General features: G+C 46.1%; 18 protein-coding genes. 8 read left to right on the forward strand and 10 right to left on the reverse strand.

Going from position 1 to position 21112, the window contains the following annotated elements; all coding sequences use genetic code 11:
• Window position 1 precedes the first annotated feature (1 nt).
• Window positions 2-1042, reverse strand: a complete 1041-nt coding sequence (locus tag CWB99_RS03175) for an efflux RND transporter periplasmic adaptor subunit (RefSeq protein WP_138552487.1) — start codon at window positions 1040-1042, stop codon at window positions 2-4.
• Between the two features lie 649 nt (window positions 1043-1691).
• Here CWB99_RS03175 and CWB99_RS03180 point away from each other — a divergent pair.
• The 3 genes from CWB99_RS03180 to CWB99_RS03190 all read left to right on the forward strand — a co-directional run bounded on the left by CWB99_RS03180 (window position 1692) and on the right by CWB99_RS03190 (window position 5351).
• Window positions 1692-3503, forward strand: a complete 1812-nt coding sequence (locus CWB99_RS03180) for a hypothetical protein (protein WP_138552486.1) — start codon at window positions 1692-1694, stop codon at window positions 3501-3503.
• 379 nt (window positions 3504-3882) lie between these two features.
• The gene (locus CWB99_RS03185; protein ID WP_138552485.1) at window positions 3883-4791 is read left to right on the forward strand and encodes a hypothetical protein; all 909 of its coding nucleotides are present in this window, start codon (window positions 3883-3885) and stop codon (window positions 4789-4791) included.
• A 2-nt stretch (window positions 4792-4793) separates the two neighbouring features.
• Complete coding sequence (locus tag CWB99_RS03190) at window positions 4794-5351, forward strand: hypothetical protein (protein ID WP_138552484.1); 558 nt, start codon at window positions 4794-4796, stop codon at window positions 5349-5351.
• A gap of 234 nt (window positions 5352-5585) precedes the next feature.
• Here CWB99_RS03190 and CWB99_RS03195 read toward each other — a convergent pair whose 3' ends face one another.
• The gene (locus CWB99_RS03195) at window positions 5586-5912 is read right to left on the reverse strand and encodes a hypothetical protein (RefSeq protein WP_138552483.1); all 327 of its coding nucleotides are present in this window, start codon (window positions 5910-5912) and stop codon (window positions 5586-5588) included.
• Window positions 5913-6358: 446 nt separating this feature from the next.
• Between CWB99_RS03195 and CWB99_RS03200 the strand changes: the two genes are divergently transcribed.
• The 3 genes from CWB99_RS03200 (at window position 6359) to CWB99_RS03210 (ending at window position 8985) form a co-directional block, all read left to right on the forward strand.
• Window positions 6359-7648 carry a hypothetical protein gene (locus CWB99_RS03200; protein WP_138552482.1) on the forward strand — a complete coding sequence of 430 codons (1290 nt, stop codon included), beginning with the start codon at window positions 6359-6361 and terminating at the stop codon, window positions 7646-7648.
• Window positions 7649-7808: 160 nt separating this feature from the next.
• Window positions 7809-8282: a peroxiredoxin gene (locus tag CWB99_RS03205; protein ID WP_138552481.1), complete on the forward strand. Its 474-nt coding sequence runs from the start codon at window positions 7809-7811 to the stop codon at window positions 8280-8282.
• A gap of 118 nt (window positions 8283-8400) precedes the next feature.
• Window positions 8401-8985 carry a GNAT family N-acetyltransferase gene (locus CWB99_RS03210; RefSeq protein WP_138552480.1) on the forward strand — a complete coding sequence of 195 codons (585 nt, stop codon included), beginning with the start codon at window positions 8401-8403 and terminating at the stop codon, window positions 8983-8985.
• A 65-nt stretch (window positions 8986-9050) separates the two neighbouring features.
• On the opposite strand, the gene CWB99_RS03215 is transcribed toward CWB99_RS03210, so the two are convergent.
• The 7 genes from CWB99_RS03215 to CWB99_RS03245 form a co-directional block, all read right to left on the reverse strand.
• Window positions 9051-9338: a transcriptional regulator gene (locus tag CWB99_RS03215; protein ID WP_138552479.1), complete on the reverse strand. Its 288-nt coding sequence runs from the start codon at window positions 9336-9338 to the stop codon at window positions 9051-9053.
• Entirely contained in the window at window positions 9331-9810 is a 480-nt protein-coding gene (locus tag CWB99_RS03220; RefSeq protein WP_138552478.1) for a hypothetical protein, read from the reverse strand. The genes CWB99_RS03215 and CWB99_RS03220 overlap by 8 nt, the downstream gene beginning before the upstream one ends.
• Before the next feature lie 356 nt (window positions 9811-10166).
• Window positions 10167-11294, reverse strand: a complete 1128-nt coding sequence (locus CWB99_RS03225) for a PAS domain-containing protein (RefSeq protein WP_249331646.1) — start codon at window positions 11292-11294, stop codon at window positions 10167-10169.
• A 192-nt stretch (window positions 11295-11486) separates the two neighbouring features.
• A complete protein-coding gene (locus CWB99_RS03230) occupies window positions 11487-12761 on the reverse strand; it encodes a metallophosphoesterase (protein ID WP_138552477.1) in 1275 nt (424 codons plus the stop codon).
• Between the two features lie 47 nt (window positions 12762-12808).
• A complete protein-coding gene (locus CWB99_RS03235; RefSeq protein WP_138552476.1) occupies window positions 12809-15598 on the reverse strand; it encodes a TonB-dependent receptor in 2790 nt (929 codons plus the stop codon).
• Between the two features lie 452 nt (window positions 15599-16050).
• Window positions 16051-16977: an electron transfer flavoprotein subunit alpha/FixB family protein gene (locus CWB99_RS03240; RefSeq protein ID WP_138552475.1), complete on the reverse strand. Its 927-nt coding sequence runs from the start codon at window positions 16975-16977 to the stop codon at window positions 16051-16053.
• A complete protein-coding gene (locus CWB99_RS03245; protein WP_138552474.1) occupies window positions 16974-17726 on the reverse strand; it encodes an electron transfer flavoprotein subunit beta/FixA family protein in 753 nt (250 codons plus the stop codon). Before CWB99_RS03245 ends, CWB99_RS03240 begins: the two co-directional genes overlap by 4 nt.
• Before the next feature lie 165 nt (window positions 17727-17891).
• Between CWB99_RS03245 and CWB99_RS03250 the strand changes: the two genes are divergently transcribed.
• Window positions 17892-19541, forward strand: coding sequence for an electron transfer flavoprotein-ubiquinone oxidoreductase (locus CWB99_RS03250; protein WP_138552473.1), 1650 nt, complete (start codon window positions 17892-17894; stop codon window positions 19539-19541).
• A 117-nt stretch (window positions 19542-19658) separates the two neighbouring features.
• Window positions 19659-20141 carry an acyl-CoA thioesterase gene (locus CWB99_RS03255; protein ID WP_046004474.1) on the forward strand — a complete coding sequence of 161 codons (483 nt, stop codon included), beginning with the start codon at window positions 19659-19661 and terminating at the stop codon, window positions 20139-20141.
• Window positions 20142-20178: 37 nt separating this feature from the next.
• On the opposite strand, the gene CWB99_RS03260 is transcribed toward CWB99_RS03255, so the two are convergent.
• Window positions 20179-20973: a MipA/OmpV family protein gene (locus CWB99_RS03260; RefSeq protein WP_138552472.1), complete on the reverse strand. Its 795-nt coding sequence runs from the start codon at window positions 20971-20973 to the stop codon at window positions 20179-20181.
• Window positions 20974-21112 lie beyond the last annotated feature (139 nt).

Genomic DNA, 21112 nt, shown 5'->3' on the forward strand with positions numbered 1-21112 from the left:
ACTACAAAGTACCGTTCACAAGTTCAACCGTTTCGCCGTCAGACAACATGTTGGCGCCCCGCACAACTAAACGCATACCATGGGTTAAGGCACCAGAAACCGTTGTCCTGGCATTAAATGACGTACCCTGGACCATGTTTACTTCAACGCGCGATGCAGACTTGTTATCGTCAATCGCCCAAACGTAAGAACTGCCATCAAAGTCAAAATTCAAAGCGTCGGCAGAGATACGAAATAACTTCTGCTGCATGGTATGCACCATTTCAACACTCATGCGCTGACCAACATCGAGTGCTGAACCGTCAGGCTCGTTAAGGTAAATTCGCTTACTCTGGGTGTTTGTATTGACCACGTTACTCACTCTCTTAAGTGTGAGTGGTTGGCGGTTATATGAGAAGCTAGCCTGCTCATAGGTGCCGTGAGTGGCAAATGAAAGCGGCATATCACACACGACTTCGTTGCCGTTTAGTGGGCTTAATTGTGCAACCGGCTCTCCGCGACTCACAAACTGACCCAATTTGCTTAAGTGACGTTCTACTTCGAAATCCCCAGGTGCGCGCAATTGTGCTTTTTCACTATCCCGGGATAGCGTTGCAATTTCACTCTCTGTCAAGGCGATTTCCGCCATACTGGTTTTAACCTGCCATTTGAGCCGGTGTAATTCTGAAGGAGAAACGTGCTCACCTTGGTTTTTACGGCGATCATACTCACTTTGGTGGAATGCCAGGTCATGTCGTCTTTGCCCTAGTTTAATTTGGTTTTTTTGTAGTTCATTTTGTACGTAGAAATTGTCCTGACTCGCGACCAGTTGGTTTTTTTTAACCTGGCTGCCAACGGGCAATATTGACGTTATCTCAGCATCAACCGCCGCTGATAACACAAAGGTGCGCTGCGACATAAACTCGCATGAGAGAGACGATACCGCCCCGTTTTCGACTTCTTCTGCTTGTTCCACAAAGACAACCACCCCCAGGCCTTCTTCGGCAAAGATATTCATTGTGCTTAACAAACAGCAAATCATTGCGATGCTTTGAAATTTCACGGTTACAACTCCTTTTAAAATAAGGTCAATAGACATGTTTCAACTCAGTCCTTTAGTAAGTAGGCTCATCAGGCATTGAGCAATCGTCAATATATGACTGTTAAATTAACTTCGCGCAGTCGCATTTATATTTGAAATGACTGATCAGCTGACTGCACTTCGGTTACTCGTTCTGAACAGTGGTAGCAAATTCACTAAAGCTTTGCGACTACCAAAAGATAATCAAATTCACTCATGATGGTGTAAGTTGATGAAAAAGGATGGGAAAACTTGGCCATTAAATACCTCTATATTTATTATTTTTATACTTTAACGGAGCGTGAACTATACACAAACAAAATGATAAGTACATGTTTAGACTAGCAGAAACGCATTCACGTAAAGTAGCAAATAGTTTTGGTAAAAGCAGACATGCTCGGTGAATTAAGTATGAGTTCCTCAGTTATAACCCATCAGCCAATAGTATCAACCTAGTCCTGCCACGTTACGAACCAAAGGGTTGCAGCGCGGCATGTTCAACTAAACTGACCAAACGTTATTCACCCAGAATAAGGTCAACAAATGTAATCCACTGTAATTCAGAAAATGGCCAACCTTGACTATGGTTTAGCGCGACGAGCAGTAGAACCCAAATCAACGAGGAATTGAGATGAGCGAACAAAGCCCAAATGACCAAACCAAAGCGGACCCCACATGGCGCAAACGTAAATGGTCTGACGTTCAGGTGAACGGTAAGTGGTTGGCAACCCAGACCAGTAATAAAACCACAGATTTCATTACTCAGGGTAATACGCCTGGTAACGTCGGCATTTGCTTTTCCGGTGGCGGCTCCGTAGCCATGATTGCAGCACTCGGTCAGATGCGCGCACTCAACGATATGGGGGTACTTGGTCAGGCGCGGGCAATTTCAACGGTATCTGGTGGCAGCTGGGCTGTTGTACCTTTTACTTATCTGCCCGATCACATCGACGATGCGACTTTTCTCGGCCCTTTTGTGGAAGATCCTGCCACGCTGACATTAAGTACTTTAGATTACGCACCATCGGGCTATCTCGGCACAACCGTCACTCTGGATGGCATTAAGTGGGATAACATGGCGTATTCGGCTGGAAAGTTGTTTGTTAACCCATACTTTCCAAACAACCGGATCTGGAATTATCAAATAGCAAAGAACATTCTGGAACCATCAGGACTGTCTTCCACTCATTTCGACGGACTTATGACGCCAGTCATAGAAACCGCATGGTTTGCGTATAGTCAGACAGATGCAGCATACATAAAAGCACAGAACCCGGGGTTACCTGACACAGTGCACACTTATCAGCAAAGTGAGGGGCGTATAAAACGACCGTTCCATTTGTGCAATACAGCCGCATTTATTACCCCGAATACAAACCCGCAAACCGGTGATATGTTGGCGCCCGTCCAGTGCACTGCTATCGCAACAGGCATCTTTGCTAACGACTTAGGTACTGTGGAAACAACGGCCACTGATTTACAACAGGTTGGTGGCGGCTTAGTGTCAAGTTATTGTTTTGACACTCAACTCACCTCCTCGGCTAAGTCCAGCATCAGTGCCAAACTGCCCCTGAATAATGACAATCAGGTCTCAGCGTTTTCGCTGGCTGATATTACCGCCAATAGCAGCGCGTTTTTTGCAACGGCCATTCAAGGAATGGATGGCATAGATCCTAAATATAATTACTGGTCAGCGGCAGATGTTGCTGAGGAAAAGCCGGGTGTGGCTGCGCGCTTTGCGGATGGCGGTGGCATTGAAGACAATGGTATCGCCAACCTGCTTGCTTTTGACGACATTGATCAGGTGCTGTCGTTCTCAAACGCCCTGCAAAGTGTTTACCGTGACCCGGATAACTCAGACAACAGTTGGAATATTGTGGTTGATATATGGCTGCCCACTTTATTTGGATATACCCCCTACCAGCACACAGGTAATAAAGCAGGTCTGCCTACTGGCTATCATCAATATGCCAACCTCACTGAAGCCCAGTTACAGGGGCAAGGCATTCGTTACTTCAGACACAACCAGATATTTGACTCGGCACTTTTCCAGCCATTTTTACAACAACTATGGGACAGCATGGACAACTACACCAGGCCTGCGGTTTACTTCAACGACGCCATAGAGGTGATGGAAAATACCTGGTTTAACATTAAACCTCGCACTATTAAGTGGCTGTTGATTCACTATGGTCCGAATAAAACATTTGAAGCAACGCTAAAACCAGATGTAAGAGCCAAACTAGACTCATACACGGCACACTTTTCAGACGTGCGTAAAAAGCACCCCCAAATTTATCCCCCCACACCTTTGGCTGATCAATTCCCGAACATGGTTTTATTTGCAACGCATATGGAAGCGCCCCTAATGAACCTGTTTGCTCACTTCACCAGCTATGCGACAAACAAAGAGCGTGACCGGATCCAGACTATGTTTAAATAGCCCTGAGACTTTTTGGCGGCCGACAGGCCGCTTTGTTTCGATACGGCTTCTGAGTTTGGGGCTTGCTTTTTATACCAATTTGCTCAATTAAGTAAAATTGGAATTACTACGCCCTGAGCTTTGAGCCAGCTTATCTATGCCATAACAAGCCAACCAGCGCGAAAAAAGGTATCAATACAAAGGCCAATGTTCCGCTCAAGAGCCTCGATGGCTCAAAGACTTATCGTTCCTGGTACCGTTGCAATAATTGACAGCGATATCACAGCACCTTTTTTGCTTAAGACTCCAACACAAACTAACCGTCGCTCCTTCACTTTACCTACTTTTAAAACAACTATATAATGCGCGACTTTTAAACACATTGCACAAGTAAATATTTATGAAAAAGCTACTACTTATCGGTACTATAGGCCTGATTTTACAGGGGTGTTCTGGAATGAAAAGCATTCCAATGACACAAAAGACCAAAGACGCCGCCCAACAAACCCGTACATACAACTTGGTACTTCAAGATGAAGTTAGACCTGCTGTAAATCTTTCTAATAGTACCAGTGGGGCAGCTGCTGGCGGTTTAGTGGGTGCACTCATCACTACTGCGATTGACTCCTCAATTAATGAGGACCGAGCAATCGGTGCATTTGGTGTTGCGGCTCCCCTGTTAAACAACACACTTGATTTGGATTTTCGCAAGTTGATCGTTGAAGAGTTTAACCCTGTACTTATTTCAGAGTTTAACGCAAAAGACACGAAAGAACGCGCTGAGACTAAGTATCTTGACGAAGATAAAATTAAAGCGCAAATCTCTACATTAAAAGATGGCGAAGCCGCTCTTTATCTTTACACACACTATCAGTTTTTCGACAATTTCAAAGTCGTTTTGTTTGAAACAAACGCAACACTGTATGTAGCGAAAGAAGGCAAGGTCTCAGTTTCCAAACCTGATTATCGCAATTCATTTACCTATATTTCCGATACAGTCGGAAACGGTGGTATGGACTCTATCCGTCTATGGAATGACGAAAATGCTGCGCTATATAGAACAACAGTAAATACTGCTCTTTCTAAAATCAAAGAGATGCTTCAGCATGATATTAAGGTTGCTCAGCAAGAATCGTGTTTAACTGGTACAAAATATACTCGATACAATGCCTTAGGAGAGTTCAATAGCGTGGGTAAAATTACTGCGCGCGAAGGCAAGCGTATACAGATCAGAGATAACAATGGTTCGTTAATTAACTTGGCTGACAATCTACTTGTTAAAGAATTACCGAAAGAATGTAAGGCGTAACAATGAAAAAACTATCAACTCTTATACTTCCTCTTGCGCTTATTTCAACCAGTGCATTGGCCGTTGTCGACGTCGAGATGAAAGTAAGTAAGCTGCCTAAAAAAGTGAGCAAAGAACAGCAAGAAATTTCAGCTCAATTAGCCAGTTCAAATTGCGCCTATGTAGTTAACCCAGTTATGGACATTCGCCAAAACAAAGACGCGATTAGCTGGAAAGTAAACGCAACCGGTGTTCAACAATGGTTTAATGCCGTACATCAGGATGTGATTACTCCTCTTATCCCTACTGCATCTAAAGATATTGTTGTCGAAGTGACACCTAAACTAAACATGCTTTATACCTACAACGAGCAGTTAAACATTAACGGCATGGCTGTTTCAACGGTAGATTATTCTATCAATGGCAAGCCTGCCGGCCAGTATCATGTCCGAGGCTTCAATTCAGATACGAACTGGGCAAATGGTGATAATGAGTATGTTGATTCAGCAGAGCATGCCGCGCAACACTTGATCACAAGAATCCTTAAGAAATTGCCAGAAATTTGTGGTAAAGCCGGATAAGCCTTGTAACCTTTCGGTGAGGGTGAATCTACAATGTGAGTCGATATGTCTTTCGAGACGTATGACTACTCTTAAGTAAAACGACTCATTGTCTGACGCCAGTTTTGAATGGGCATCAACCGCTCAAAACTGGCATCTTAGCTAGTATCCATCATTCTGTGTCATTTCAGTACCATGCTTAAAACAGCAGTGACACATAACTCAACACTTCGATAGCTAGTTTTTCAGACAATTTTAATCGCTAAACTGTACGCTCCCATGAGTAAGTATATTCCTTTGACCTGAGCAACTCCCAACTTCCAGGTAAACTGGTTTTCGGGCTGCTGCTGCCGAAAGAACTAAGCTATAAAACTCGCTAAAATTCACTGCGGAGCGGCTTATATGGTAAAAGTTTGAGCCACACTCACCATTCACATTTACTTTATTATTGTCTTTTAAGACAATCACAACATCTGTTGGATCAGCATATAATCGATACACATAACCGCTTCTCGACTCTGCATTGACCTGAGCAGAACCGGTGACTAATAACGCAGCAAATACTCTTGTCCAAATTTTCATTCAATACTCCCTATTCGTTATAAAAACACATTTAAGAGACACTTTAGTCTCATCTTCACACGACTCACTTGTCGAGTCTAAATAGTCAATTGCATGATACGGAACTCCAACCATACGATAAGTGATATCCTGTAAGAAAATTACCGACGCTGTTTACTGATTTACTGATTTACTGATTTACTCGATCGTAAACCGGCCCTATCGTTTATCTGAATTAAATTTAAAGGTAACATCAAAACATCGCTTATGCGTAAAAACTAATTAAGCACCTCCACGACAACTTATCTGTTGACCCAGCCACCGAGGCTTCTCACAAGATAACCACCTCCAAGTACTTCTAAATAGCGGAGAGTCAGCTGCGTGTAATGTGTAATACCCAGTAATGGTAACTTCTTAAAATTGCTCTAGAGTTAGGGTGACCGTCTCGATATTGAAAGGAATTTGTTATGCACCCCCTCAAGCTTTCTCTGCTCAGTGCTGCACTCACGACCTTGCTTGCATGCTCTACTGAACCTTCAGGTTCAGCGACTGACTCTGACAATACAGCCAGCCAGGATCCCTTGTTTTGCCCTGCAAATATTAACTGGGTAACGAACCCCAATCATCCACCAAACGAAATTCCGGGTGGTGGGCAGAATCTGTGTCAGTTCTATCAGTTTTCCTGGCAATGGTTTATCTCTCTAATCAACGCACCAAATGGCAAGGATCGGACCTTCTTAAATGAGGACCGCTATGCCATCTATCTCGGTAGTGATCAGAACTCTTGTGCGCCCAATACACTGGAATCCAAACTGTTTGTCAGAGGGGATAAAGATCCACACACCACCAATGAAGACTTTACGGCGCCTCATGAGATGAATCAGGCACTGAATAACGCCGTTCTGTATGACCAAAATGGGAATATCGTACTTTACGAGACTCGTTTTGACCGAGGTATGTGTAATGTTGCCCAAGGCTCTGCAACGTTACCCGCCGGTACTACTGAGATTAAAACATCGTGGCGTAAGATCACTGAAAAGGACATGCTTAATTACGTGTGGGTGCGCTCAGATACCAACAACAATGGCGAAATCGACGCTGATGAACTGTATGGCATGGTGGGGTTTCATCTGGTCATTAGCACCAAAGACCACCCTGAGTTTATCTGGGCAACTTTTGAGCATAAATACAATGCACCGGATTGCCAAAAAGCAAATCAGCCAGCCTCTGACTGGAGTTTTGCCAGTGAGCAATGTGCAGCCAGCTTGCCAAATACAGATGTAAATTGTGAGTTTAACAAAACGATCGACCCCACCAAAACCGGCAAATCTCCTTTGACAGGTACACCGACGGAAGTCTGTCAGGTTTATGCTCAGGGTACGGCCGAGGGAGACAACCAGGCAGAGCATAATCGAGCTAATATCATTTCTCTTAACGAGCAGTTAAACAAAGTATTTAAGCGTATGCCAACCTATAACTCATTACGAGTACTGGCTAAGTACAAACTTGTTGGCGGGCTGTGGTTAAATAATGTGAGTCAATCTTCTAAGAATCGCGACAATCAGCGTGGGTCTATACAGTTGGCAAACACAACGATGGAAACCAATGCACAACAAGGGTTTGGTGAGGTTGTCTATACAGGCCCGAACAATCTGCAACCAGCTGCAAACTGTTTTAATTGTCATGGCTATTCTGGTCCAACTGAGAATGCGAAAGTAAGCCACATCTTTAGTTCTATACATGGATCAAGTAATTAGCTTGTCTATACCGGTGATAACTCGCGGCGACAGGGTTATCACCAACTCCTTGCTCTCCTTTTCTCAGAAATTAGTTTAACCTTATTTTTTGTCCGTGTTTAAACACCGCTTTTACGTCTAGAATAGAGCTAATCTCCATAACATCCGATGAGGAAAAATCATGATTGAACAAGGACACGCCTTGCCCCAAGCCACTTTGAGTGAACTGACAGCTGATGGCATGGTCACACACCAGAGTGACACCCTGTTTGCTGACAAAAAAGTCGTTGTGTTTGCCGTGCCAGGCGCTTTTACTCCGACCTGCTCTGCAGCTCACTTGCCAGGTTATGTCACCCTGGCTGACAAAATCAAAGCCAAAGGAGTCGATGCCATTGTCTGTGTTTCAGTGAACGACGCCTTTGTGATGAAAGCCTGGGGTGAAGCGCACAATGCAAGCGAAATTATGATGCTAGGCGACGGTGATGCCAGCTTTACCAAAGCACTTGGTCTGGAGATGGATACAGAAGGCTTTGGTGGGATCCGCTCTCAACGGTACGCTATGGTTGTTGAAAACGGGGTTGTCACCACTTTATTGGTCGAAGCACCGAAGACATTTGAAGTCAGTAAAGCAGAAGTGATCCTGGAAAAACTGTAAGTTTCGTTAACTCAGGGAGCGCTCAGCTCCCTTCCATGCGGCGCCAGACGTTTTTACGTCATATTGGTATGTCATAAAAGAAATTGACAGACAAGTGTGCATTGATTGGAGAAATACCGTGACAATAAAAATACAACATGGATGGGATAGAAAGTATAGTCACTCGATTGCTCGCCTTTATGACCAGGCATTCGGAAACAAGTTTGCCAATGCAATCCCCTGCCAAGCAAAGCGACTCGAAGTCTTGGAAAGCTGTTTCTTACCAGAATATTCATTCGTTGCACTGAAAAACGATGAACCGGTAGGGATTGCAGGTTTTAGTGAAGTCAGTGGCTCGTTAACAGCAGGCCTAGATACAAGCGGACTGTTCGAGCATTTAGGGATATTGGGCGGCATACGTGCCTGTTTGTTGTTTAGCCTCTATGAACGTCAGCCTGGAAAGAATGAAATGGTGATGGACGGTATAGCCGTGCAAGAATCCTGTCGGGGACAGGGCGTAGGCTCCAGGTTATTGGATAGCATAGTTTCTCATGCTCAGGCACGCGGTTACACCTCAGTGCGGCTGGATGTGATTGACAGTAATGCCAGAGCAAAAAAACTCTACACGCGCAAAGGCTTTGTTGTCACAAAAACAGAGCACTTTCCTTATTTGCAATGGCTGCTCGGCTTTTCAGGTTCAACAACCATGCTGTTGAACCTATAACCTGATGAGTGTCAGTCAAACACCTCAAATAAAGGTCGGATCAGAATTATTTTTGGCTGATGCCCTTACAAGCCAACAATCTCTTTAAGCGCCGCAACATGGCCAAGATAAGCTGTTTCACCTAGCTCGGTTAAGGACAGCCAGGTGCGCGGGCGAGATAAGCTGGCTCGTTTTGCCACTGAGATGTAGTTAGCCTGCTCGAGTGCCTTGACGTGTTTAGATAGCACTGAATCACTGACTTCAAGCTGCGCTTTAACCACAGAAAACTCAAGCTCTGAAACGGGGTGAAGTAACGCACAGATCTGTAGCCGATTATGAGCATGAATAAGCGAATCAAAGCAGGCTTTACTCATTGCCAGAATCCTTTGTCAGCCATTCTCCCGCCGGCAGCTTGTAAAAAGCAAAGCTGCTAAACAGGAAAATCATCGCACCTGCGACATAAGCGGACTGCCAGATCCCCTGTTTGGTCAGATAGATTGCGAGCAATACAATAAAGGCACTCGAGAACGCCAGAGTAACAGTAGTTAACGTTTTTTTCGATGCACCTTTCAGGGGTTTTGCTTTTACACCTGACACCCTCAGATAATGAGACCAGCCCAGTGCCAATGCAATAACACTCAGTGCTGCGCCTATCGCTATCAAAGTCCAGAAACTACTTTGACTTGCCTGAGCGCTTGCCGTTGTAGCCAGTGCGGCCAGCAGGCTAATAAGTACGTTTAACCAAACGGGCGGCCTTAAAAGAAGATTGGCCTGACGTTTGGCGCCATTCGCCGCAATAAGAGACGCACGTGCTGCCTCTGCCCCAATATTTGAATCTTTGTTCATAGTCATCCCTTTACTTTCCATTACGGAAACTAAAGATTAGCAGTGACTTTCCAAAGTGGCAAGTAAAAAATATATATAGTAAAGGAACCCCAAAACAAAGCGCTGTATAATTACACCGCAACCAACTGGCACAAAAAGTCCTATAGAACAGCGTGTTATCCGTTCACGATGCCTCGGCAAAAAGCGTGCTACATAAAATTTGTCTATTACTATTTAATGACTGAGCTCCGGGAACTTGTTCAGAGCTCATCACTGGGGATGTGATAACAGGTTAGGTTGGGTGGCCTTTGTATGCTCAGAGCAGGACTCCTTCTGAGTTAACATCAGCAATCGCCCCGATGGCACCGGTCAGCCAATTAGCTTTCACCGATAAGAGATAACAACTGCTCACCGGCCATAATCGCATTGCTTTCGCCACCAAAAACATTGTCAGTTTCTTTTTCGACAAACACATCGTTAAGCCAGCTGTTAATGTCTTTATTAAACATCAGCAAAAACTCAATAGGAAAGGTGGAGTCCGCAGCCTGAGACTCAATACGATCCGCTACCTCATCAATCATCAATGCCCCGTCGTTGAACTCAATACAAAAGTACAAGGTATTGGCCAGTTCTTTATAGAGTCTTGCGACATTCTTAAATCGCGCTTCAGAATAACCGTTCAGTTCTATTAAACCTGTTTCGGATTCCAGCTCGTTCAGAGCCCCAACAATGGATTCAACATCTTCCTCTTCGATTGGGCTGTCTGCCCAGAACGCCTCAGCAGACATAGCTTGTTTGTTCAGGCGCTGATCAGCACCATTACCTGAATCTTCATCTAGATCAAAAAACAGTTCATCGAAGCTGTTTTCATCTGGCTCCTGATACGGAAACGCTTCCTGAAAAAGCTCAACATTGTCTTTGAGATGCAATCGGCCATTGAGTAGCTTCGCACTTCTTTTCAATGCATTCAGAACAGAATCGGCCCCTTTACCAAAACGGCTGCCCTGGCGAGCCGATTCCTGATAAAACTGCTTAAACACGTTGGTCGATTCTCTGATCTGCCGCACCAGACGGCGCATGTTAGTGAGATCTTTTTGCAGGGAAATGTAATGTGTCACCTCCCCCGCTTCATTTGTTATCGCTGAGATATTCCACTCAACCGGATACATAGAGCCGTCTTTTCTGTAATTGACCGAAGAACCATAAAAATAGCCGTTTTTTTCCAGTGTAGGACTTAACCTGGCTAATACTCTGCGGTTGCTCTTGGGCCCCTGTAATATGGCAGTTGACTGGCCGACCAATTCTGCAAGTTCATAGCCGGTATGACGACAAAATACCCTGTTTGCATACACAATACGGTAACCCTCATCACGATTCGCGTCAGTGACGACTATGGCGTGCTGCGAGCGCATTAACACTTGTTTGAGTAACTCAATTGGAGAGGAGTTTTCCAATAACTGGCCGAAAAATAAGGTTTCTTCCATGGAAGGATCATTGGTATTCATTGGCAGCTCAACTCATATTCGACAATAACAGTACCTAGCTCGCCTGATGGCAGTAAGTGGTGAACGCATGTCTGATTGCGTGAGTTTAACTATAGTGCAAATTACCGAATACCATGAATTTTTTGCTCTGAAACACTGACAGCTTGAGTGGGATAGCCCCAGCACTGGCCTACCGTGCTATCCCTTTGCTTATCAGTTACTGCGTTTTGCAAAACTAAATGACTGTTCAGCCTTAAGCTTGCCACTTTGGTCATGTGGTGTCGTGTAAAAAGACACATTCAGTTTGTCCTGATTGTTATCCAGCTCAATATGGGCAAAACCCCAGATGAAACTTTTTGACCATATCAGATCGTATTCTGCATAGCGCTTCTCCTGCTGCTGTGCAAACGGTGTATGTGTTCCGCGCATTTTTGCTGCCGCTCCGCTGATAATCAAGGGGAGCTTTGGTTTAGCGTTGCCTGGCATCACACGACTACAATCGTCTGTGAGCAGCTCCAGATCATGTTCATGCCCTGCAATATAAGCATCAGCATACTGGCAGAGTTCTGGTAAAATGAGCCTTCTCAGTACATGGCCCTCGTCATATTTGGAACCACCGATTGACCACAAAATATGGTGCCCGTACACCAGTTTCCACTTAGCCTTAGAGTGCTTTAATCCATCTGCCAACCAGGCAAGCTGCCGATGATCTTCGCCGTTGACTGGGACCTCATGACGTTCGATCTCTTCAACCTCTGCCTGGCCGGATGCAAGCGCGCTGGCTAAGCTCTGCTCACTGCCATCGAGGCGTAACGGTACCTCGTAATAGTGCTGACCTGAGAGCAGCATATTGGTATCCAGTACAAACAGCTCTACATCGTTGCCAGGTTCACCTATGGTGTAGCTGTAATAGCCCTTGGGCGACATATAAAAATTTGGTTGTTTTGCCATCCATTCTGTCTGAAGCTTCACGCCTTTTCGTGACGTTTTCCAGTCATGGTTGCCCAATGCGGAGTAGACAACCAGATCCGGTTGCTGCTCAAACAACGGACGCAGCGGTTTTAGGATCAGGTCGTTCATGCGCTGTTGATCATCCTTGCCATCGTTGGCACCGGCACCGTCCGGATATATGTTGTCGCCCAACTGGATAGCAAAGTCACATTTTTTCTGTTCGCATAAACTAGCCATCGCTTTGCCAGTTGCAAGTGCACCAGTTTGCTCCGTGGCGATGTCTGTGCCCGGATAAACGTAAACCGGCGCGTGATTAAACTCCTCAACTGGTCGATGCTCCGCTATCCAGTCTGCCCGCTCTGCAGCAATGAATTGTGCTTTGTTCTTTGGCTTGTGGATGTGTTTTAGCTTGGGGTAGTTCGGGTGATAGCCGCCGTCACCAAATGCCAGGAAGGACACCGAATTATTTGACTGGGCTGCAAAAGAGGCCAGAGCAGACACACTCAGGCAGGAAACGACAAATCGCTTTAAAGTCATAAATAGAACACAGTGCCGGGTTTCCCCGGCACGCTCCGCTAAACGGGTTAGAAAGAAGTGTATGTAAAGCCCAGCTCGAAAGAGCGGCCATATTGTTCATACTGGAAGTTGTACTTTTGCTCGCCGTGATAAATGTATAGCGGCTCATCGGTCAGATTAATGGCATTAAAGTACACCTGCATTTGCTCAGTGAAAAAGTATTTAACGCTTAAGTCCAGCTGCATATGGTCGTCCTGATATACACGGGCATCGTTTTCTGTGCTCAGGTAAGCTTTACTTTTGTAGTTGCCGCTCAGACGCGCACTCACGGAGTCATCTTCATATCCCACCATCAGGTTCGCCACGGTGTCTGACTGGCGGGTCAGCTTGTCATCGGCATCAATTAAGGTGGTATTGGCAGAAAGCATCAACCCATTTTTAAAGTTTTTGCTGTAAGCCAGCTCAATACCTGTCAGGTCTGCCTCGCCACCATTAACGTACTGCATGACTTTCTTATAACCTGACCATTGGGCCTGATCCTGTACTTCCTGTTCAGTAATGAAGTTATCGATTTGCTTGTAGAACAAACCCGCTGACATAACCCCAATGCTGCCTGTGTAGTATTCAACAGATAAATCTAAGTTGTGAGACTCGTAAGGGTCCAGATCGGGGTTGCCTACCTCACCCTCTCGCTCAGTCACGACCTGTCCGTCGTCTTCATCCGTTTCGCTTTCCAGTAGTTGATAAGCCGCGGCTTCCTCAAACCCTGGACGGGCAATCGTTTGTGTATAAGCAAACCGTGAAATCACATCGTCAGCCAGCTCGTAACGCAGAGTCAGATTTGGCATCAGGTGATCATACGACTTATCTACTTCCCAGGAACTGATATTGACCTGTTCGCTGTCGGTTAGTTTGTCTTTTTCGAGTGAAACCCGATAGCCACGGGTAGTGTAGTCGGTGTCTTCATATCGCACACCGGTGATCAAATTAAGTTTACCAAAATCTATGTTAATCATGGCGTATAGCGCACTGACCGTTTCTTCAGAGCGATAGCTGCGTCCTTTAGACTCTATGCTGGTTTCCTGGTCATTGCGCTCGAAGGCAATTTTGTTATTTGCAAAATAGCTTTGCAGGCCCTGCTCAGACAGACCCGGACCAAAGTCACCCAGGTCATACTCAGGTGCGACGGACTTGAATTGCTCTGCCGTCACATCATCAAATCCGCCGTCATAGACGACCGCATTGACTGAGTTGAGCTTTTCACGGTCGCGATATTTAACACCAAATTTAAGCTCTGCATTATGACCTGAAATCACTAAGTCTTTTGTCAGGTCCAGCTTAAAACTGGTCGCTTCGTCTTCACTCAGGTTATTTTCATGAACGATTTCATCCAGTTCGAAGCCATTTAACTGATGAGCGCCTTCACTGCGAGACAAAGTAGGCGTATCACCGAGGCTGGCATACCCTAACGTCAAATCCTCAGCCGCAAATGCCATATCTAAACGGTCAGGCTCCTGCTCATCTGACTTTGAGTACACCAGGCTGTACTCTATAAACCAATCGCTGACCAAATGCTCGCCACCGGCCACCACAGACAAGATGCTTTGCTCTTCATACCTGTCTTTGCTGTCCCGATCCATTTCGGCACCACTGAAGTAGGCCATAGTATCGCCAGATTGTTCGCTCAGATACTCGCCTTTGTCGAACTTGTATTCGTTACGCAGACGGAATTCGTTATCCGAGAATTCACTGTACATGGTTCTCAGGTAATACTTATTGAACAGACCCTGGTGCAGATCCAGATTCAGTGCAGCCCCCAGACGTTCACGCGTGATGGTATACAGACGCTGCTCAATTTCTTCGGCGCCAAATAATGTCACTTCTTCACCAGTATTGGCGTCGTCCATTTCCAGCGCCATCCAGCCGCCATCTGTTTCCATGTTGTGAGAGCCAAACTTACGCTCAAACCAGGAAACAGCCGTTGCAACCCCTAATTGAGTCTGGTTGTTTAATTCATAGATATCGCTATAACTGGCTGACAATTTGGGGCTGCTCTTTTCAACTTGCTCATTATATGCCCCCTGAACGTTAAAGCTGTAGCTTTCCCCTTCGCGGTCAAACGCACTTAAGCTTTTCACTTCAATACTGCCACCAATCGCATTCGCATCCATATCAGGCGTGACTGTCTTGCTCACTTCCAGACTCTGAATAATTTCACTCGGAAGCACATCCATGGCCACACTGCGAACACCACCTTCCGGTGAGGGTACAGCAGCCCCATTAATGGTGACGTTGTTCAGGTTAGGATCAATGCCTCGGATCCCAACAAAACGCCCTTCCCCCTGATCTCGCTCAATGAATAAACCCGGTAAGCGTTGCAGCGCTTCGGCAGCATTCTGATCAGGTAACTGACCAATACTATCTGCACTGACAATAGATTTAATGCCATCGGCATTTTTCTGTCTGTTCAGGGCTCCGGCCTGTCCTGCACGCTGCCCTTTGACAATAATATTATCCATTTCGCCCTGATAGGCACTCAGCACAACTCGTGTCTGAGTAACCTCTTGGTCTTTAATCACGACTTGCTGAGTGACAGATTGTGCGCCAATATAGCGAACTTCCAGCGTGTAAGTTCCGGCAGGCAGGTTGATGAATCTAAACTCACCATTTCGCTCAGAGCTGACTTCACGGCCCAATTCCTTGATGATGACCTTTGCCCCCTCAAAACGCGCCTTATTTTGCGCATCAGTCAATTCGCCCTGTAATGTATTCGCTGAGGCAGACGTACTCAGCAGGCCCAGTGCAATGGCAACGCCAGCACAGATTTTCGATATACCAGTCGGTAGAGTGTTCTTCATGTTTTTTCTCGCACAGAAAAGGGGTTTTAATAAATTTCGGGACGACCTTAACGGTGCTCAATGAACGAATTATTGCAGCCTGATAGAGAACACGACTCATATGCCACCAAATTGAATGTTTTTACACCACAATGAGCTAAAATGACCCCTGTCAGTGCGGTAACACTGTGGTTTTTTTGAAATAAATGCGCATATGTCGCATGCTTGCTGACTTGTATGAGCTATTTTGACCCGGTGCCAAAATAAACAAGCAGATATGTTTGTTCAACACAGATGTTTTCTTACAGGAAGCTGGCCTGCTCCTACTGACATTTTGCATTGACTGGGTTTAGGTAGGTGCATATCACGCCTGGACGGCAAAAAACACGCAGTGTGACTTGGTGTAACTCCGTAATAAACGAAAAAAGCCGCGGCACCTGCGTACTCACGGCTTTAACAACCAGAATTTGTCGTTACAGGGCTTGTTCGAACTGAGGTAAAACCTCGAACAAATCAGCCACCAGGCCATAGTCAGCCACCTGGAAGATCGGCGCTTCCGGATCTTTGTTGATGGCGACAATGACTTTTGAATCCTTCATACCGGCCAGGTGCTGAATGGCACCGCTAATGCCCACCGCGATATACAGGTCCGGTGCGACAATTTTACCTGTCTGCCCGACTTGCATGTCGTTTGGTACAAAGCCTGCGTCTACCGCAGCACGTGATGCGCCAATGGCAGCACCCAGTTTGTCGGCAATTCCTTCAAGTAAAGAGAAATTCTCACCATTTTGCATGCCACGACCACCGGAAATAACCACAGGTGCCGCTGTCAGCTCAGGACGCTCTGATTCAGTTTGTTCAACACCTACAAAGCTGCTGCTGGTGTTTTCAACCGACGTAGTAAGTGATTCAACAGCAACAGGGGCTTGCTCACCGGCCGCGTCAAACGCACTGGCACGCACGGTGATAACTTTTTGTGCTTCTAATGATTTAACCGTAGCAATGGCGTTGCCAGCATAGATGGGACGCATAAAGGTGTCTGCATCTACCACGTCTACAATTTCAGAAATTTGCGACTTATCCAGCAATGCCGCAACGCGAGGCATGATATTTTTACCTGTAGTCGATGCCGCAGCCAGAATATGGCTGTAACCTTCAGCAAGTGTGATAACCAAATCCGCTGTGCTTTCAGCCAACTGATGATCAAGTGCGCCGTCGTCCGCCACCTTAACCGCCGTTACGCCTGCGATTTGTGCCGCAGCCTCAGCCACAGCTCCAACGTTATGACCCGCGACCAGAACATGGATCTCTGCGCCAAGCTTGCTCGCCGCATGAACCACTTTTGCCGTTTCTGGCTTTAATACACCATTTTCGTGTTCAGCAATGACTAGTACGCTCATGAGATCACCTTAGCTTCAGTTTTTAGTTTATTGACCAGTTCTTCTACACTCTCTACCATAATACCCGCTTCACGTTTAGCTGGCTCCTCAACACGGATCAACTCAACGCGTGGCGCAAGATCAACACCAAGCGAGTCACCGGCGATTACATCAAGTGGTTTGCGTTTGGCTTTCATGATATTAGGAAGAGATGCATAACGCGGCTCGTTCAGACGCAGATCTGTGGTTACAACCGCAGGCAGGTTAAGTGCTACCGTTTGCAGACCGCCATCTACTTCACGCGTAACAACCGCTTTACCGTCAGCGATTTCGACTTTAGACGCAAAGGTGCCCTGCGGACGTTTAGTCAATGCAGCTAACATCTGACCAGTTTGATTGTTGTCAGAATCGATGGATTGCTTACCCAGAATAACCAGTTCAGGGCTTTCCTGCTCAACCAGTTTTGCTAGCAATTTAGCAACGTGCAGCGACTCCAGCTTGGCATCTGTTTCAATATGAATGGCTTTGTCAGCACCCAGAGCAAGTGCCGTACGCAGTTGTTCCTGGCACGCTTTATCGCCGATTGATACTGCGATTACTTCGCTGGCTGTACCGGCTTCTTTAAGGCGGATTGCTTCTTCTACCGCTATCTCACAGAACGGGTTCATTGCCATTTTTACATTGGTCAGATCAACATCACTGTTGTCGGCCTTGACTCTTGCCTTGACATTGTAGTCAATCACGCGTTTGATTGGCACAAGTACTTTCATGGTTACTCCATCATCTGGTTATTCTATAGGGCTGACGTACACGTCAACAAAACAATTTAATGAAACCAGACTACTTCCTGTTGACGTAAACGTCAACCTAAAATAACCTTAACAAAACTAAAGCCTCGTTTTAGTTAAACTACCGTCAATCTATGTGAGGTAAAAATGGTCGAACGCGAAACCATGGAATTTGATGTTGTGATCGTTGGCGCGGGCCCTGCGGGCTTATCGTGCGCGATCCGACTTGCACAACAGGCACAGGAAAAACAACAAGAACTGATGATCTGTGTCGTTGAAAAAGGCTCAGAGGTCGGAGCACATATTTTGTCTGGAGCTGTCTTTGAAACTAAAGCGCTGGACGAATTAATCCCGAACTGGGCAGAAAAAAATGCCCCGATTACAGCAAAAGTGACTGAAGACGAAATCTACCTGTTTAAAGATCAGAATAAAGCGACCAGCATCCCACATTTTGCTGTTCCCAAGACCTTTAAAAACGAAGGCAATTATATTGTCTCCATGGGCAATGTCTGTCGCTGGCTGGCTGAGCAGGCAGAGCAACTGGGTGTTGAAGTCTTCCCCGGGTTTAGTGCGCACTCTTTGATCGTTGAAAACGATGAAGTTAAAGGCATCGTCACCGGTGATATGGGCGTAGACAAAGAGGGGCAGCCAAAAGACAGTTACATGCCAGGTATGGAACTCAGAGCCAAGTACACAGTATTTGCCGAAGGTTGTCGTGGCCATCTGGGCAAACAGCTAATTAGTCAATTTGCTCTGGATAAAGACGCGACCCCACAACATTATGGTATTGGTTTTAAAGAGATCTGGCAGATTGATCCTGCCAAACATCAGGAAGGTAAAGTCGTTCATGGTACGGGCTGGCCGCTCGATAATGAAACCCATGGCGGCTCCTTTATGTACCACGGTGAAAACAATCAGGTGGTCGTCGGGTTAATCATCGACCTGAACTATAAAAACCCTTACCTTAGCCCGTTTGACGAATTTCAGCGTATGAAACATCAGCAAGTATTTAAAGAAACGCTGGAAGGTGGCGAGCGCGTTGCATATGGTGCCCGAGCGATTGCCAAAGGCGGCTTTCATGCGTTACCCAAAATGCACTTCCCTGGCGGTTTACTGGTTGGCTGTGATGCAGGTACGCTCAACTTTGCCAAAATCAAAGGTAATCACACAGCGATGAAGTCGGGTATGATAGCTGCGGATACCATTTTGGCTGCACTGACAGAAGAAAACCATCGCGCAGATTTAAGCGAGTTTGCCGATAACTTTAAAAGTAGCTGGCTGTATGACGAGCTTTACCAGTCGCGTAACTTTGGCCCGGCCATGCACAAGTTTGGCCGGATATTAGGTGGCGCCTACAACATGGTTGATCAAAACCTGTTTTCCGGCTCACTGCCGTTTACACTCAAAGATACCACGCTGGACCACGCTTCTCTCAGGCTGGCAAAAGACTCTCAGGAAATCAACTATCCCAAACCGGACGGTAAACTGAGCTTTGACAAGCTGTCGTCGGTGTTTTTATCCAACACCAACCATGAAGAAGAGCAGCCCTGTCATTTGCAACTTAAAGATGCCTCTATTCCTATCAAGGTGAACCTTGAGCAGTATGCTGAGCCTGCACAGCGTTACTGTCCGGCAGGTGTGTACGAGGTCAACGAAGATGAAAACGGTGATAAACAGTTTGTGATTAATGGGCAAAACTGTGTTCACTGTAAGACCTGTGACATCAAAGATCCGAGTCAAAATATCACCTGGGTGACGCCAGAAGGCGCTGGTGGTCCTAACTATCCCAACATGTAATTGATGCTGGCAGGTGTCTCTAACCTGCCACAAATGCTATTTATCCTAAATTGCCGGGGCAAAATGCCCCTTTTTTTCTATACTTAAGCAAACGTTTTTTAAAAGATGAGGTGCCTTATGGCGCAGCAATCTGAAGTGGTGTTTCGCTTTTTAGCCGAGCCAACCGACGTGAACTTTGGTGGTAAAGTGCACGGTGGCGTAGTAATGAAATGGATAGATCAGGCGGGCTATGCCTGTGCTGCAGGCTGGAGTGGCGCCTATTGTGTTACGGTTTCCGTCGCGGGCGTGCGTTTTCACCGCCCTATTTTGGTTGGCCAGATTGTTGAAGTCTCTGCACGCATTGCCCATACCGGTAAAACCAGTATGCAGATATTTATTCAGGTACGTTGTGGCGACCCACAAAAGCAACACATGGTCGAAACCAATCATTGCATCATCAGCTTTATTGCCATGGACCAAGCCGGCTACCCTATTCCGGTTGCCAAGTATGAAGCTAAAACCCAGGAGCAAAAAGCGCTGGAGCAATATGCCATTAAAATGAAAGAAATTGCGATTCAAACTGAGTCGTTATTACAAAACACACTGGACCAGGGTGACTGATCCAGTGTGTGGCGTTTTGCAAGTGTGATAAGTACGCTTAAAAGGTGTACAGAGCGCCGATAAAGGCCACATCCATCGTATCGTCACCCACCAGAGGGCTCTTGCTAATGACGCTATCCAGTTCTGTTCTGCTTACGCTGCCTATCAGAGTGATTTCTGGCGTCAGCTGGTAGTAAGCATTTAAACCAAACGTGACGTTCACCGCACTGTCATCAGTCTGATACGCTGTCCGTCCAACTGATGCATTGATATTTTTACCGCTGATCCCGTATACGGTATTCACGTAATCGGAATCCAACCAGCGTACCTGTGCCTGCGCCGAAATACCAAATCCATAGGCACTCTCATACAATGGAACTTCCGCACTGAGTGCAAAATTGGTGGCGTCTGATTCGTTGGACAAATCGGTATGTCCAGATACGCCAAACCATAAGAACCTGGCGCCATAGTTCAACACTACCTCACCCTCAGGTGCGTCATAGCCGTCAAACACCTTGCTATCTGAGCTGGTGTTACCAAACAGACTATCATACCCTTCGTTGCGATAGCCAAGGCCTGCGTAGGCGGTAAAAGTATCATTCAAATTAAGAAACTGATAACCGATGGTGCTGTTTTCATTGGAAAACCAGTTACCTTTTTTGATGTCGGCCATGGGCACTATCGCCATTTCGTTGCCAACTCCTTTCCAGGGCAAATCTGCCACTAAAACACCTGCACCAATTTTTACTTCCCAATCATCCTGCCCTTGTTCGGAGGCGTTACCGTACATGCTTGCCAGGCCCAGAAATAAACCGCCAGCCATGGCCACTGAGTTTTTAAATATCCCGATCATTATGAGCTCCTAGTCTCTAAAAGTGTTATTGCGCTGAGATTGAAAGTTCGGGAGGCTGCCGATAACAGCTAAGCGAATGCGCTGACTTCCCCTTGAACTCCACGTACTCATAATGTGATAAAAACATGCAAATCTCAGT

It is taken from the genome of Pseudoalteromonas rubra, from assembly GCF_005887095.1.
GTDB lineage: Bacteria > Pseudomonadota > Gammaproteobacteria > Enterobacterales > Alteromonadaceae > Pseudoalteromonas > Pseudoalteromonas rubra_E.

Bases quoted from the DNA above. Each gene is read 5' to 3' on its own strand.
- CWB99_RS03180 (WP_138552486.1), top strand. From the start codon at position 1,692: ATGAGCGAACAAAGCCCAAATGACCAAACCAAAGCGGACCCCACATGG.
- CWB99_RS03185 (WP_138552485.1), top strand. From the start codon at position 3,883: ATGAAAAAGCTACTACTTATCGGTACTATAGGCCTGATTTTACAGGGG.
- CWB99_RS03190 (WP_138552484.1), top strand. From the start codon at position 4,794: ATGAAAAAACTATCAACTCTTATACTTCCTCTTGCGCTTATTTCAACC.
- CWB99_RS03195 (WP_138552483.1), bottom strand. From the start codon at position 5,912: ATGAAAATTTGGACAAGAGTATTTGCTGCGTTATTAGTCACCGGTTCT.
- CWB99_RS03200 (WP_138552482.1), top strand. From the start codon at position 6,359: ATGCACCCCCTCAAGCTTTCTCTGCTCAGTGCTGCACTCACGACCTTG.
- CWB99_RS03205 (WP_138552481.1), top strand. From the start codon at position 7,809: ATGATTGAACAAGGACACGCCTTGCCCCAAGCCACTTTGAGTGAACTG.
- CWB99_RS03215 (WP_138552479.1), bottom strand. From the start codon at position 9,338: ATGAGTAAAGCCTGCTTTGATTCGCTTATTCATGCTCATAATCGGCTA.
- CWB99_RS03220 (WP_138552478.1), bottom strand. From the start codon at position 9,810: ATGAACAAAGATTCAAATATTGGGGCAGAGGCAGCACGTGCGTCTCTT.
- CWB99_RS03225 (WP_249331646.1), bottom strand. From the start codon at position 11,294: ATGAATACCAATGATCCTTCCATGGAAGAAACCTTATTTTTCGGCCAG.
- CWB99_RS03230 (WP_138552477.1), bottom strand. From the start codon at position 12,761: ATGACTTTAAAGCGATTTGTCGTTTCCTGCCTGAGTGTGTCTGCTCTG.
- CWB99_RS03235 (WP_138552476.1), bottom strand. From the start codon at position 15,598: ATGAAGAACACTCTACCGACTGGTATATCGAAAATCTGTGCTGGCGTT.
- CWB99_RS03240 (WP_138552475.1), bottom strand. From the start codon at position 16,977: ATGAGCGTACTAGTCATTGCTGAACACGAAAATGGTGTATTAAAGCCA.
- CWB99_RS03245 (WP_138552474.1), bottom strand. From the start codon at position 17,726: ATGAAAGTACTTGTGCCAATCAAACGCGTGATTGACTACAATGTCAAG.
- CWB99_RS03250 (WP_138552473.1), top strand. From the start codon at position 17,892: ATGGTCGAACGCGAAACCATGGAATTTGATGTTGTGATCGTTGGCGCG.
- CWB99_RS03255 (WP_046004474.1), top strand. From the start codon at position 19,659: ATGGCGCAGCAATCTGAAGTGGTGTTTCGCTTTTTAGCCGAGCCAACC.
- CWB99_RS03260 (WP_138552472.1), bottom strand. From the start codon at position 20,973: ATGATCGGGATATTTAAAAACTCAGTGGCCATGGCTGGCGGTTTATTT.